Origin of the sequence: Methylobacterium sp. E-005 (assembly GCF_022829725.1) — a bacterium.
Lineage (GTDB): Bacteria > Pseudomonadota > Alphaproteobacteria > Rhizobiales > Beijerinckiaceae > Methylobacterium.
In genome coordinates, this window is sequence record NZ_JAKSYG010000093.1 from 110151 (window position 1) to 124329 (window position 14179).

The window sequence follows — 14179 nt, forward strand, 5'->3', positions numbered from 1 at the left end:
CCTTAAGAGGACGAATCGATCTGAATTCACGCGCTGGAGGCGAAACTTCGGCATGTCCAGCCGCCCCGGCGCCGCTATGATCCGGCGCCTACAGGGAGGCCGCGCCGATGAACGCCATACCGCCGAAAGCCACCATCGCGCGCTCCGCCGAGGTCGATCACGATCCGGCCGAGACTCAGGATTGGCTGGCGGCGCTGGATTCGCTGTTCCGCACCGAGGGCGCGGCGCGGGCGCGGTTCATCCTCGACCGGCTTGAGCGCCGCTCGAAGGAGATCGGCATCCTCGACGAGGCCCTGCCCTACTCGCCGTACCGGAACACGATCGCCCTGGAAAAGCAGCCCCGCTATCCCGGCGACCTCGACATCGAGGAGCGGCTCACCTCGATCATGCGCTGGAACGCGCTGGCCATGGTGGTGCGCGCCAACATGGCCTACGGCGAACTCGGCGGCCACGTGGCGAGCTACGCCTCGGCGGCTGAGCTGTTCGAGGTCGGGTTCAACCACTTCTTCAGGGGCGGCGTCGACGGCGATCTGGTCTATTTCCAGCCGCACTCGGCGCCGGGCGTCTACGCCAGGGCGTTCCTCGATGGGCGCCTCTCGGAGGAGCAGCTCAAGCATTACCGCCAGGAGATCGCGGGCGACGGCCTGTGCTCCTACCCGCATCCCTGGCTGATGCCGGATTTCTGGCAGGTCCCCACCGGCTCGATGGGCATCGGACCGATCCATGCGGTCTATCAGGCGCGGTTCATGCGCTACCTCGGCCATCGCGGGCTCGTCGACACCGCCGGCCGGCATGTCTGGGGCGTGTTCGGCGACGGCGAGATGGACGAGCCGGAATCGATCGGCGGCCTCGCGCTCGCCGCCCGTGAAAAGCTCGACAACCTGACCTTCGTCATCAACTGCAACCTGCAGCGGCTCGACGGGCCGGTGCGCGGCAACGGCCAGATCATCCAGGAGCTGGAGAGCCTGTTCCGCGGTGCCGGCTGGAACGTCATCAAGGTGCTGTGGGGATCGGAGTGGGACGGGATCTTCGCCCGCGACACCAACCACGCCCTGCTGCGCCGCTTCGCCGAGACGGTCGACGGCAAGTACCAGACGCTGGGCGCCAAGGACGGCGCCTACAACCTCGCGCATTTCTTCGGCGAGGATCCGGAGGTGCGCGAGCTGGTCGCCCACATGTCGGATGCCGATGTCGACCGGCTGAAGCGCGGCGGCCACGATTTCCGCAAGCTGCACGCCGCCTTCGCGGCCGCCAAGGCCACCAAGGGGCGGCCGACCGTGATTCTGGCCAAGACCAAGAAGGGCTACGGCATGGGCGGCGCCGGCGAATCACGCATGACCGCCCACCAGGCCAAGAAGCTCGACGTGGACGCGCTGCGCGCCTTCCGCGACCGCTTCGCCCTGCCGCTCACCGATGCGCAGGTGGAGGGTCTGGCCTTCTACAAACCGGCCGAGGACGGGGCCGAGATGCGCTACCTGCGCGAGCGCCGGGAGAGCCTGGGCGGCGTGCTGCCGGCCCGCCGCCGCACGGCGCCGGCCGTGCCGATCCCGCCGCTCTCGACCTATGCCGGCTTCGCGCTGGAAGCCGGCGGCAAGGAGATGTCGACCACGACCGCGGTGGTGCGCCTGTTCGGCAACCTGCTGAAGCACAAGGACCTCGGGCCCCGCATCGTCCCGATCGTCGCCGACGAGGCGCGCACCTTCGGCATGGCCAATCTGTTCCGGCAGGTCGGGATCTACGCCCCGGACGGGCAGCTCTACGAGCCCGAGGATGCCGGCTCGATGCTCTATTACCGCGAGGCCCGGGACGGGCAGCTCCTGGAGGAGGGCATCACGGAGGCCGGGGCGATCTCGTCCTGGACGGCGGCGGCGACGGCCTACAGCGTCCACGGTCTGTCGATGCTGCCGTTCTACATCTACTACTCGATGTTCGGTTTCCAGCGGGTCGGCGACCTGATCTGGGCGGCGGCCGACCAGCGGGCCCGGGGCTTCCTGATCGGCGCTACGGCTGGCCGAACCACGCTGGGCGGCGAGGGCCTGCAGCACCAGGACGGATCGAGCCACCTCGCGGCGGCCGCGATCCCGAACTGCCGGGCCTACGACCCGGCCTTCGCGTACGAGATGGCGGTGATCATCGACCGGGGCGCCCGGGGGATGATGGAACAGGGCGAGGACGCTTTCTACTACGTCACCGCCATGAATGAGAACTACGCCCAGCCCTCCATGCCGGAGGGCGCGGAGGCGGGCATTCTCAAGGGCATGTACCGCCTGTCGGGGCCGGAGAACGAAGCGGGCGTGGTGCGCCTCCTCGGCTCGGGCGCGATCCTGCCGGAGGTGATCGCGGCGGCGGAGCTGCTGGCCCAGGATTGGGGTATCGCCGCCGAGGTGTTCAGCGTCACGAGCTTCAGCGAACTGGCACGCGACGCCCGTGAGGCCGAGCGCCGGGCCATGCTCGATCCTGAGATCGAGGCGCCGGTCAGCCACGTGGCGGCCCTGTTGCCCGGCGCGGCTCCGGTCGTGGCGGCGAGCGACTATATCCGCGCCTATCCGCAGTTGATCGCCTCCTATGTCGGCGCCCGCTTCGTCGTGCTCGGTACGGACGGGTTCGGTCGCAGCGACACCCGCAATGCGCTCCGCCGCTTCTTCGAGGTAGACCGCCAGCACGTGGCGATCGCCGCCCTGCACGCCCTGGCCGAAGCCGGCACCGTGCCCCGCGCCACGGTCGCCAAGGCGATCCGCCGGTACGGCATCGCGGCGGACGCGCCGGCGCCCTGGACCGTCTGAGGCTCAACGCCCCGAAACAAGGGGCGGCCCCCGTCCCGACCCTTCTCCGAACGCCCGACTTACGGAACCCCACCCGCATGAGCGCCGCGCTGCAGATCGCCCTTCCGGATATCGGCGACTACCGGGACGTGCCGGTCATCGAACTCCTGGTGAAGCCGGGCGATCGCCTCGCGGTGGACGACCTGATCCTCAGCATCGAATCCGACAAGGCGACCATGGAGGTCCCCTCCCCGGTCGCCGGCACGGTGCGCGAGCTGTTGGTCTCCGTGGGCTCGAAAGTCTCGGAGGGGACGCCGATCCTGATGATGGAGCCCGCGGAGGGAAGCATCGATCCAGCGGGCGCTCTCCCTCCCCATCTGGCAGGCGATGGGGACCCGCGCGTCGCCGAGGGTCGGGTCGGGACGAAGTCCCGCGAGGGGGGAGCGACGGCTCAGGACGAAGTTTCGGCCTTCGTGAAGGCTGCGCCCCCTTCGGAGGCGGGGCTCCCCTCTCCCGAACCGCTTCGCGGGCCCCCCTCCCCCCCAGAGGGGGGAGGGCTGGGCGCGCAACCGGCCACGCCGCTGCCGGCTTCGACCGGCGACGTGCACGCCAGCCCGTCCGTGCGCCAGCTCACCCGGGAACTCGGCGTGGCCCTCGACCGCGTACCGGCCACCGGACCCAAGGGCCGGATCCTGCGCGGGGACATCCAGGCCTTCGTCAAGGCCGCCCTCGCCGCCCCAACCGCGCCGCCGAGCGCCCCCACCTCCGGCATCGGCGCGGGCCTGCCGCCCTGGCCGGCGGTGGATTTCGCCAAGTACGGCCCGATCCAGCGCGAGCCCCTGTCGCGGATCCAGACGCTTTCGGGCGGCAACCTCAGCCGCAACTGGCTGACGATCCCGCACGTGACGAACTTCGACCGGGCCGACGTCACCGAAATCGAATCGTTCCGCACGGGACTGAACAAGCAGACGCTCACGCCGCCCGCGAAGGTCACGATGGTGGCCTTCCTGATCAAGGCCGCGGCCTCGGCGCTCCGGGCCTATCCGCGCTTCAACGCGTCTCTGGACGACGGCGATCTCGTCCTGAAGGACTACGTCCATGTCGGCTTCGCGGTCGACACGCCGAAGGGTCTGATGGTGCCGGTGGTGCGCGACTGCGACCGCAAGGGGATCATCGCGATCGCCACCGAGATGGCTGCCATGGCCGAGAAGGCCCGGGCCGGGACCCTCCCGGGCGCCGACATGCAGGGCGGCTGCTTCTCGGTCTCGTCGCTCGGCGGTATCGGCGGCGACGGATTCACGCCGATCATCAACGCCCCCGAGGTCGCGATCCTGGGCGCGGCGCGCTCGCGCATGGAGGCGGTCTGGGACGGCAAGGTGTTTCAGCCGCGCCTGATTCTGCCGCTCAGCCTTTCCTGGGACCACCGCGTGGTGGACGGCGTCGCCGCCGCCCGCTTCCTCGGACACGTGGCCTCGGTCCTATCGGACCTGCGGCGCGCCCTTCTGTGACGGTTCCCTCCATGTCCGCGTCCCATGAGATACGCGTCCCCGATCTGGGGGATTACGCCGACGTGCCGGTGATCGAGATTCCGGTATCGCCAGGACAGGCGATCGCCCGCGATCAGACGCTGCTGATCGTCGAGTCCGACAAGGCGACCCTGGACATCCCCTCCCCGGTCGCGGGAACGCTCGTGGAGATGCTGGTCGGCCCCGGCGATACGGTCTCGGCCGGCACGCTGATTGCCCGCGTCGTTGCTGAGGACGCGGGCGCCGCGGCGGCTCCACCTGTTCCGACACCGGACGCGCCCGTCACGACGGAGCGCGCAGAGGCGGCGTGCGACACGCTGGTGATCGGCGCCGGCCCCGGCGGTTACTCGGCCGCCTTCCGGGCCGCCGATCTCGGGCAGCGGGTGATCCTGGTGGAGCGCGACGCGACGCTGGGCGGCGTATGCCTGAACGTCGGCTGCATCCCGTCCAAGGCGCTGCTGCACGTGGCCTCCGTCACCGAGGAGGCCCAGAGACTCGCCGCGCATGGCGTCAACTTCGGTGCTCCGGCGATCGATCTGGAAAAGCTGCGGACCTTCAAGGCCGGCACCGTCCGCCGCCTGACCGACGGGCTCGCCCAGATGGCACGCCAACGCAAGGTCACGGTAATCCGCGGAACCGCGCGCTTCACCGGGCCGAACACCCTCGCGGTCGCCCTGCACGACGGGGGCGAACGCTATGTCACCTTCGCCAGCGCCATCGTGGCCGCCGGTTCCGCACCGGTTGCCCTGCCGATGCTGCCGGAGGATCCGCGCGTCGTGAATTCCACCGGCGCCTTGGAGCTGCCGTGCGTCCCGCGCCGGCTGCTGGTGATCGGCGGCGGCATCATCGGCCTGGAGATGGCGACCGTCTACAGCGCGCTCGGCGCTCGGGTGGACGTCGTCGAGCGGCTTCCGAACTTGCTGGAGGGCGTAGATCGCGACCTCGTGGCGATCTGGACCAAGCGCAACGCCCATCGCTTCGACCGACTGCTGACCGGCGCCGAGGTATCGTCCGCCACGGCCGGCCCGGAGGGCATCGCCATCACCCTGGCGGGCGAGGCGCAGGGCACAACCTACGACCTCGTGCTCCAGGCGGCCGGTCGCCGACCGAACGGGACGGGTCTCGGCCTGGAGGCAGCGGGCGTCACGGTGCAGCAGGGATTCGTGCCGGTCGATGCGCAGATGCGCACGAACGTGCCGCACATCTTCGCCATCGGCGACCTCGTCGGGCAGCCGATGCTCGCCCACAAGGCCGTGCATCAGGGTCACGTAGCGGCCGAAGTCGCCGCTGGTCACCGCACCGGGTTCGACGCCGCGGTGATCCCCTCCGTGGCCTATACCGATCCGGAGATCGCCTGGGTCGGCCTGACCGAGGCCGCCGCGAAAGCCGAGGGACGGAGCGTGGAGGTGGCGCGCTTTCCCTGGGCCGCCTCGGGTCGGGCCATCGCGAACGGCGCCGATTACGGCCTGACGAAGCTGCTCTTCGAGGCCGGCACGAAGCGTCTCGTCGGGGGCGCCATTGTCGGTCCGAGTGCGGGCGACCTGATCGGCGAGATCGCGCTGGCCATCGAGATGGGGGCGGACGCCGTCGATATCGGCCGGACGATCCACCCGCATCCGACGCTCGGCGAGACCGTAGGCCTCGCTGCCGAGGCCGCGCTCGGCCTCTGCACTGATCTGCCGCCGGCGCCACGGCGGTAGCGCGCCAAGCGTTGCGTCGCCGGCAGGGTGGCATCGGACAGGGTGGACAGGTGGGCCTCCCGGGCGTTAACCGGACGCTGAAGGCGGGGCGTCCTCGAGGAGTCGACGTGTGGCAAGGCCGGTGCCCGGCGGGCGATCGCCCCGACAGCCCATCCTTCTCCTCCTATCCGCGCTGGTCACGCTGCCGATGAGCCATCCTGGCCGGGCCAACGCGGAGGCCCCGGCCACCACCGACAGACCCGCCGACCCGCAAGCCCTCGTCTCTGCCCTGCGTGAGCGCATTCTCGCCTCCGACAGCGCGACGCTTGCCCTGGAAGGCTGGTGCGCCGAGCACAGGCTGGCCGCCGATCCGCACCTCGTGGCGCAACGCCTTCCAGGCCCGGACAAGCCTCTGACCGCCGCGCAGCGCGCCCGGCTGGCCATCGGTCCCGACGAGCCGGTGCGCTATCGCAGGGTTCGGCTCGTCTGCGGAACTCACGTCATGTCCGAAGCCGACAATTGGTACGTGCCTGCCCGGCTGACACCGGAAATGAACGCCCTTTTGGACGAGACCCGCACCCCGTTCGGCCGCGTCGTGCGCGCGCTCGCGCCGGTGCGCCGAACCGTGGCGGTTCGCGCCCCCACCCCGGAAGCCGAGCCGCGGCCGGATGATCCCCTGTTCGAGGTCGATGCGGTGCTCGCGACCGGCGCCGGCCAGCCCTTCTGCGAGGTCGTGGAGACCTATCTCGGCACCGCTTTACCCTCCGCGGCGCAGTGATCCCGTTGGCACCTTGCCCCGGTCATGATCGCCATCGCCGGTTTCACGTTTTTATGTTCACCGGGGTACCGAAATCATTCCGGTGACGGCACGCTGCTCAGGGTCGCCGATACCATGCGCGGCGATCGAGATGGCTTTAGGTTGGCCGGCCCGAATCAAGAGGAGGAACGATGATGCGTTCGCGGCTTCTGAGCCTGACGACATGGGGTCTGTTCGGGCTTGGCGCGGTCAATGGTCCAGCATGGGCGGCCGACCCGGCAGGGATCTGGCTGACGGAGACAGGCAGTTCGCGCATCCGCATCGCGCCCTGCGGCGGCGGCTATTGCGGGACGATCGTCAGCGCGCCGGGCAAGGCCTTGGATGCCAAGAACCCCGATCCGGCTCTGCGCTCCCGGAGCGTCGTCGGCGTGCAAATCCTCGACGCCCGGCAAAAGGACGCCTCAGGGTATTCCGGCTCGCTGTACAACCCCAATGACGGCAAGACCTATTCGGGGTCTATGCGCCTCACCGGTCCCACCACCCTCGAAGTCTCGGGCTGTGTGATGAGCGTCTTCTGCAAGCGGCAGAGCTGGACACGCGCGAACTGAGCCGGCGGAACGCCGAAATTTGCCGCGTCGCAACATCGCAGGATCGATTGTGCGCCATCGAAGTTAGCAGGGTCAGACCGCTTCAGGATTGCTTATGACCCGGACACTGCTCGCTTCCATCCTTGCCATCGCCACCATCGCGCCGGCGACCGCTCAGATCATCGAGACGCCGAATGGCGCTCGTGTCGGCGCGCCGCCCAGTGCGCAGGGCGTGATCAGCACGCAATCCAACACCGTCGGCAACGACCCGGCGATCACCTATTCGCCGACCGGCCGGCCGGCCGACACGATCTCGGCCGACTCGGCCGCGGCCGGCAACGCCAACCAGCCGTCACGGGTCGCGCCGCAGGGCGGCGCCGGCGGCAAGTAAGCGCCTCGCAGACGCGACGCTCGAAACTGGGAAGGCCGCACCGGCGACGGTGCGGCCTTTTTTGTTCAGGCCGCCTCGGTCAGGGCCTGCTCGACGGCGTCGAGGGCCGCTTTCGCGCCCGCACCATTCGGACCGCCGGCCTGCGCCATGTCCCGGCGGCCTCCGCCGCCCTTGCCGCCGAGTGCGCCGGCGCCGGCCCGGACCAGCCCGACCGCGTCGTAACGCTCCGTCAGGTCATCGGTAACGCCGACCACCAGACCGGCCTTGCCATCAGGCCCGACGCCGACGACCGCAACAATGCCGGAGCCGAGGCGCTTCTTCTCCTCGTCGACGATCGGCTTGAGGTCGCGCATGTCGAGGCCCTCGACCACCGAACGGCGGAACGCCACACCGCCGATTTCGGTCTGCTGTGCGCCGGCCCCCGAGCCGCCCTCGCCCCCCATGGCGAGCTTGCGCCGGGTCTCGGCCAGTTCGCGCTCCAGGCGGCGCCGTTCCTCCATCAGGGCCGTCAGGCGATCGGGCGCCTCCGAAACCGGAGCCTTAAGGATACCCGCCAGGGCCGCCAACGTCCGCGCCTCCGCGGCGCGGTGGTGGCGCGCCGCGTCGGCCGTCAGCGCCTCGATCCGGCGCACACCGGCGCCAACCGCGCTCTCGCCTACGATGGTGATCGCGCCGATATCACCGGTGCGAGCGGCATGGGTGCCGCCGCAGAGTTCAACCGAGAACGTCCTTGGCCGTCCCTGCGTAGCCGACGCATCGACCGGCAGACCCATGGAGACGACCCTTACCTCCTCGCCGTACTTCTCGCCGAACAGCGCCCGGGCGCCCGACGCGATGGCGTCATCCACCGCCATGAGCTTGGTCACGACCGGCGCGTTTTGGAGCAGCACCGCGTTGGCGATGTCCTCGACCCGGGCCAGCTCGTCCGCCTCGATTGGCTTCGGATGGCTGATGTCGAAGCGGAGACGGTCCGGGCTCACCAGCGAGCCCTTCTGCGCGACGTGGTCGCCCAGTACCTGCCGCAACGCCTCGTGGAGCAGGTGGGTCGCCGAGTGGTTGGCGCGGATCGCCCGACGGCGACCGTGATCGACCTTCAGCTCGACCGGCTGGTCCAGGCTCAGCGCCCCCTCCTCCACGGTGACGTGGTGGACGAACAGGTCGCCGAGCTTCTTCTGGGTGTCGGTGACCCGCGCACGGACGCCCGGGGCCACGATCAACCCGGTATCACCGACTTGGCCGCCGGATTCGCCGTAGAACGGCGTTTGGTTGACCAGGATGAGGCCGGTCTGGCCGGCCTCCAGACTCTGCACCTCGGCGCCGTCGCGCAGCAGCGCGGTGACGATGCCCTCGGCGCTCTCGGTCTCGTAACCCAGGAACTCGGTGGCGCCGACGCGCTCGCGCAGTCCGAACCACACCGTCTCGGTCGCCGCCTCGCCCGAGCCCTTCCAGGCCTCGCGCGCCGCCTGCTTCTGACGCTGCATCGCGGCGGTGAACGCCTCGGTGTCGACGCCGATGCCCCGGGCCTTCAATGCGTCCTGGGTCAGGTCGAGGGGAAAGCCGTAGGTGTCGTAGAGGGTGAAGGCGGTCTCTCCGGAGAGCTTGTCGCCCTCCTTCAACGCCCGACTCTCCGCGTCGAGGATCGAAAGGCCGCGCTCCAGGGTACGCCGGAACCGCGTCTCCTCCAGCTTCAGGGTCTCGGCGATCAGGCTCTCGGCCCGCATCAGCTCGGGATAGGCCTGCCCCATTTCGCGCATCAGGGTCGGCACGAGGCGGTACATGGTGGGCTCACGGGCGCCCAGGATCTCGGCATGGCGCATGGCCCGCCGCATGATCCGGCGCAGCACGTAGCCGCGACCCTCGTTGCCCGGCAGCACGCCGTCGGCCACGAGGAAGGACGAGGCCCGCAGATGGTCGGCGATCACCCGGTAGGAGGCGAGGGTCGCCGGCTCCGGGGCCCGCGAGACTGCATGGGCGACGGCGTCGATGAGCGCCCGGAACAGGTCGGTGTCGTAGTTCGAATGCACGCCCTGGAGAATCGCGGCCATGCGCTCCAGACCCATGCCGGTATCGATCGAGGGCCGCGGCAGCGGGTTCCGGACGCCTGGCTCCAGCTGCTCGTATTGCATGAACACGAGGTTCCAGAATTCCAGGAACCGGTCGCCATCCTCGTCCGGCGAGCCGGGCGGACCACCCTGCAGGGCCGGTCCCTGGTCGATGAAAATCTCCGAGCAGGGGCCGCATGGGCCGGTATCGCCCATCTGCCAGAAATTGTCGGAGGTCCCGATCCGGATGATCTTTTCCTCCGGCAGCCCCGCGATCTTCCTCCACAGGCCCGCGGCCTCGTCGTCATCGGCGTAGACCGTGACGAGAAGCTTGTCCGGCTTCAGGCCGAACTCCTTGGTGATCAGCGTCCAGGCCAGCTCGATCGCGCGATCCTTGAAATAGTCGCCGAACGAGAAGTTGCCGAGCATCTCGAAGAACGTATGGTGGCGCGCCGTGTAGCCGACATTGTCGAGGTCGTTGTGCTTGCCACCGGCCCGCACGCATTTCTGCGCGGTGGTGGCCCGGTCGTAGGCGCGCTTCTCGACGCCGGTGAAGACGTTCTTGAACTGCACCATCCCGGCGTTGGTGAACATCAGCGTCGGATCGTTCTTCGGCACGAGGCTCGAAGAAGGCACGACCTCGTGACCCGCCTTGGCGAAGTAGTCGAGGAAGGTCGACCGGATCTCGTTGACGCCGCTCATCGGGGCTGACTCTGGCAGGAACACGGGACCGGAGGCCGCTCACCTTCGAGCGACGTCCGCATGGCGCCCTCTTTGAGCCGTTCCGGATCGGGTTGCAATCGGCGCGCGGCCTAAGTGCTTGTCGTCCCGCATGCCTTTGGCGATTCGCCGCCCCCGGGCCGACGAGGCCCGTCAAAGGGCGCGCCTTTCTCGCAACGGCGCTCGAAATAACGCCTCAACCTGTGGCTTACAGGCATCGGCCGCGAAAACACCGCGATCCGCCCCAGCTCCGCCACGAGCGCGGCCGTGTTGTCGCCACATCTGTCAAGCGATGTTGAATCCAGGCGCCATCACCGGCGCGCGAGGATTCGGATCAACGATGCAGGGCCGCACGGTCGGATCGTCGAAGACCAATACAGGCAAGCCGGGGGCCGGGCATTTCGGCGTCGGCCGGGCCGACGTGATCGCCGCGCAGCCGATGCTCGGTCGCGCCCACGGCAGCCGCCCGGCCCTGGTCCGGTCGCTGATGACCGTGTCGCTGATCGCCGGCGGCCTGAGTGCGGCGTTGATCGGCTCGGGCGTCGATCTCGGCAAGGTTGGCCTGTCGCCGGCCGTGTCGGTCGCGGAGGCCGCCACCGAGATCCCGATGCCCCGCCCGCATATCCACACGGTCGCGCTGGAGGACGAGCTGGAGCGCACGCCCCTGCGCGCCTCGTCGAGCTTCGCCGCGGTGCACGACCTCGACACCGAGATCGGCTCCAACACGGTCGACCGCGTGTCCTACGACTTCCTGCTCTCCGAGAGCGCGGGCGGCGACCCGAACGACATCCTCGAATTCGGCCCGATGAAGATCCGGCGCCACATCGTTCAGACGATCGTGCGCGCCGCGCAGGCCGTCCAGACCGATCCGGTCCTGCTCATGGCGGTGGCCGACAAGGAGTCGAGCTTCATCACCGCGGTCCAGGCCAAGACCTCCTCGGCGACCGGCCTCTACCAGTTCATCGAGCGCACGTGGCTCGGCGTGGTGCGGGATTTCGGCGCCAAGTACGGGTTGGAAAAGGAAGCCGCGCTGATCACGGCCGATTCCAACGACAGGCCGGTGATCACCGATCCGGCCGAGCGGGTCCGGGTGCTCGAGCTCCGCCGCGATCCCTACCTCTCGGCGCTGATGGCCGGCGAGATGCTCAAGCGCGACGCGGCCCGCATCGCGCTCCGCATCGGGCGCGAACTCACGCTCGGCGAAGTCTATCTCGCGCACTTCCTCGGACCGGACGATGCCGAGGAATTCCTCGCCAACGTCGTCAACAAGCCGGCCACGGCCGCCGCTGCCCTGCTGCCCGGCCCGGCCCGGGCCAACCGATCGATCTTCTTCGCCGCCGGGCGCTTCACCGGCCGCGGCCGCCATCGGAAGCCCCTCAGCCTCTCGGTGGCTCAGGTCCACGAGAAATTCGAGGCGATGATGAGCACCCGCGGCTCGCGCTACCAGAACGTGCGCGCGGTCTCCGGCATCATGGCGTATGCCGATGCGGACACGGCCACGCAGTAACGGCTCGGCGAGCGGGCGCCGGATTCGCCCCCCGCGCGCAACCACCGGCGGATTGCCGACTTTCCTCCCTGTGCGCCGCGTTTTCGTCGGGCGCGCTTGAAGACTTCGGGGGGAGTCCTTGAGAAAGCACCAGACGAGCGCACCCCTGCCGCTCACCGATACGCTCACACCGGGTGTTCCGCTCGATCAGATCGGCCGGACACTCGCGTCGTTCTACGATAACTTGGTCTCCGAGGGCGTGCCGGAGCATCTCGCTGCCCTGGTGCGCCGCGTGCGCCAGACGGAGACCGAGAAGCCGGCGCAGGTTGAGACCGGCGCCACATCGGCGCGTGCCGCCCATCGGCGGGTCGCGCTCGTTGTCGAAGACGATCCCGAGATCCGGGCCCTGGCCGAAACGCTGCTCGAGGAAACCGAACTCGACGTCGTCGGCTGCGACAGTGCCGAGGCGGCCTTGTCGGTCCTGCAGGCGCGGGGCGGCGAGGTCGCGCTGGTCTTCGCCGATGTCCGGCTCGCCGGTCAGATGGACGGCTTGCAGCTTGCCCGGGCGGTGGCGACCCTCTGGCCGAGGGCGCGGCTGGTGGTCACCTCGGGTCGCGGTCTGTCGCGCCCCGACCTGCCGCGCGAGGCGGTGTTCATCGCCAAGCCCTGGCGTCCGTTCGACGTTCTGGTGGAGGCGGAGCGCGCGGCCGCCGACCCACCGCCGCCGATCCTGTGAGCGCCGACGCGCGGTCATCGGCCGGCCGCAACGCGTCTTCCGGAGCCGCGCGACGGCTGACGGATCCGTGGGCCCGGCCCTTGCATGGACAGACCGCGCGTCGAGGCGGGCTTGAGCGGCACGCGTCCTGAGAGAGCCGATTTGCCGATCCTATCCGTCAAACATCGCACGATCTACAAGTACAGACGTCCGGTCTCCTTCGGCGAGCACCGGATCATGTTCCGACCACGCGACAGTTACGATCAGAGGCTGATCGAGGCGACCCTGGACATCACGCCGGAACCGGCCGCGTTGCGTTGGATGTTCGACGTGTTCGGCAATTGCGTGGCGGTGGCGACCTTCGACACGCGGGCGGAAAAGCTCACCTTCGCCTGCAGCATCACCCTCGAACACACGCCGGAACACGCGCCGGTCTTCCCGCTCGCTCCGCACGCGACCCACTACCCGTTCGGCTACGGTGCGGAGGACATGCCGGATCTCGCCCGGTCCATCGAGCGGCAATGGCCGGATCCACGCCACGAGGTCGATGCCTGGGCACGCAGCTTCCTGCCGCCGGACGGGCGCATTCCCACGCAGGACCTGCTGGCTGCCATGACCCGGAGCGTGCGGGCTAATTTCACCTATCTCGCCCGCAACGAGAAGGGCGTGCAGGACCCGCTCACCACGCTGCGCGGCAAGCGCGGTTCGTGTCGCGACTTTGCGGTCCTGATGATGGAGGCCGTGCGGGCGCTCGGCATGGCCGCCCGGTTCGTGTCCGGATACCTGTATAACCCGCGCAATGACCGGGCGCGCCATGTCGGCGGCGGCTCAACCCATGCGTGGCTGCAGGTCTATCTCCCCGGAGCCGGCTGGGTCGAGTTCGACCCGACCAACGGCATCGTCGGCAACCGCGATCTGATCCGCGTCGCGGTCACCCGCAATCCCGCGCAGGCGGTGCCCCTGCACGGGTCCTTCTTCGGTTTGGCCAGCGACGACCTCGGCATGCGCGTCGAGGTCGACGTGGTCGAGCTGCCCGGGATCACGGCGAGTTCGCCCCCGACACACAATCAGGGGTCCGACCCCGCGCCGGCGCGTTGATCCCCGGCCCGGAACGAGCGTGCGGGGCCTCCCGCGCGGATGGCGACACAACGAGGTGGCGGCGATGAAGATCAAGACGGGTTTCGATATCGCCTTCACGATGAGTCAGCCGACCCCGATGATCCTCATGCTGAGCGTGCACCCGTCGCGGATGCCCGACGTGCTGACGCCGCATGTCATCTCCTTCGATCCGCCGCTCCAGGCCCACGAGTACCGCGATACGTTCGACAACATCTGCCACCGCATCGTCGCGCCGCCGGGCCAGCTGACGGTTTCGGCGGACTTCACGGTTGCGGATTCCGGCGCGCCGGACGTGATCGAGCCCGAGGCGCGCCAGATCCCGGTGCAGGACCTGCCCGACGCCGTGCTGATGTTCCTGCTCGGCTCGCGCTACTGCGACACCGACAAGCTGTCCC

At 69.3% G+C, this 14179-nt stretch carries 10 protein-coding genes and 1 pseudogene; 10 read left to right on the top strand and 1 reads right to left on the bottom strand.

All coding sequences use genetic code 11. From position 1 onward, the window contains the following. Positions 1–107: 107 nt before the first annotated feature. The 6 genes from mdeB to MKK88_RS10920 all read left to right on the top strand — a co-directional run bounded on the left by mdeB (position 108) and on the right by MKK88_RS10920 (position 7702). Positions 108–2783: an alpha-ketoglutarate dehydrogenase gene (gene mdeB / locus MKK88_RS10895; RefSeq protein WP_243999529.1), complete on the top strand. Its 2676-nt coding sequence runs from the start codon at positions 108–110 to the stop codon at positions 2781–2783. 77 nt (positions 2784–2860) lie between these two features. Beyond that, positions 2861–4270: a 2-oxo acid dehydrogenase subunit E2 gene (locus MKK88_RS10900; RefSeq protein ID WP_243999531.1), complete on the top strand. Its 1410-nt coding sequence runs from the start codon at positions 2861–2863 to the stop codon at positions 4268–4270. An 11-nt stretch (positions 4271–4281) separates the two neighbouring features. Further along, positions 4282–5988: a dihydrolipoyl dehydrogenase gene (gene lpdA, locus MKK88_RS10905; RefSeq protein ID WP_243999533.1), complete on the top strand. Its 1707-nt coding sequence runs from the start codon at positions 4282–4284 to the stop codon at positions 5986–5988. A gap of 187 nt (positions 5989–6175) precedes the next feature. Beyond that, positions 6176–6745 carry a hypothetical protein gene (locus MKK88_RS10910; RefSeq protein WP_243999535.1) on the top strand — a complete coding sequence of 190 codons (570 nt, stop codon included), beginning with the start codon at positions 6176–6178 and terminating at the stop codon, positions 6743–6745. Positions 6746–6918: 173 nt separating this feature from the next. Then, positions 6919–7332: a DUF2147 domain-containing protein gene (locus MKK88_RS10915; protein ID WP_243999559.1), complete on the top strand. Its 414-nt coding sequence runs from the start codon at positions 6919–6921 to the stop codon at positions 7330–7332. A gap of 94 nt (positions 7333–7426) precedes the next feature. Beyond that, positions 7427–7702 carry a hypothetical protein gene (locus MKK88_RS10920; protein ID WP_243999537.1) on the top strand — a complete coding sequence of 92 codons (276 nt, stop codon included), beginning with the start codon at positions 7427–7429 and terminating at the stop codon, positions 7700–7702. Between the two features lie 65 nt (positions 7703–7767). On the opposite strand, the gene alaS is transcribed toward MKK88_RS10920, so the two are convergent. Next, positions 7768–10446, bottom strand: a complete 2679-nt coding sequence (alaS, locus tag MKK88_RS10925; RefSeq protein ID WP_243999539.1) for an alanine--tRNA ligase — start codon at positions 10444–10446, stop codon at positions 7768–7770. A 358-nt stretch (positions 10447–10804) separates the two neighbouring features. Here alaS and MKK88_RS10930 point away from each other — a divergent pair, with 358 nt between their 5' ends. The 4 genes and pseudogenes from MKK88_RS10930 to MKK88_RS10945 form a co-directional block, all read left to right on the top strand. Then, on the top strand, positions 10805–11971 hold the full coding sequence (locus tag MKK88_RS10930; protein WP_243999541.1) for a transglycosylase SLT domain-containing protein: 1167 nt from the start codon (positions 10805–10807) through the stop codon (positions 11969–11971). A 118-nt stretch (positions 11972–12089) separates the two neighbouring features. After that, the gene (locus MKK88_RS10935) at positions 12090–12686 is read left to right on the top strand and encodes a response regulator (RefSeq protein ID WP_243999543.1); all 597 of its coding nucleotides are present in this window, start codon (positions 12090–12092) and stop codon (positions 12684–12686) included. Between the two features lie 141 nt (positions 12687–12827). Beyond that, positions 12828–13763 (top strand): transglutaminase family protein, encoded by a 936-nt coding sequence (locus MKK88_RS10940; RefSeq protein ID WP_243999545.1) that lies wholly within the window; start codon positions 12828–12830, stop codon positions 13761–13763. 64 nt (positions 13764–13827) lie between these two features. After that, a pseudogene (locus MKK88_RS10945) lies at positions 13828–14179 on the top strand (transglutaminase family protein); the annotation flags it as partial.

Bases quoted from the DNA above. Each gene is read 5' to 3' on its own strand.
- mdeB (WP_243999529.1), top strand. From the start codon at position 108: ATGAACGCCATACCGCCGAAAGCCACCATCGCGCGCTCCGCCGAGGTC.
- MKK88_RS10900 (WP_243999531.1), top strand. From the start codon at position 2,861: ATGAGCGCCGCGCTGCAGATCGCCCTTCCGGATATCGGCGACTACCGG.
- lpdA (WP_243999533.1), top strand. From the start codon at position 4,282: ATGTCCGCGTCCCATGAGATACGCGTCCCCGATCTGGGGGATTACGCC.
- MKK88_RS10910 (WP_243999535.1), top strand. From the start codon at position 6,176: ATGAGCCATCCTGGCCGGGCCAACGCGGAGGCCCCGGCCACCACCGAC.
- MKK88_RS10915 (WP_243999559.1), top strand. From the start codon at position 6,919: ATGCGTTCGCGGCTTCTGAGCCTGACGACATGGGGTCTGTTCGGGCTT.
- MKK88_RS10920 (WP_243999537.1), top strand. From the start codon at position 7,427: ATGACCCGGACACTGCTCGCTTCCATCCTTGCCATCGCCACCATCGCG.
- alaS (WP_243999539.1), bottom strand. From the start codon at position 10,446: ATGAGCGGCGTCAACGAGATCCGGTCGACCTTCCTCGACTACTTCGCC.
- MKK88_RS10930 (WP_243999541.1), top strand. From the start codon at position 10,805: ATGCAGGGCCGCACGGTCGGATCGTCGAAGACCAATACAGGCAAGCCG.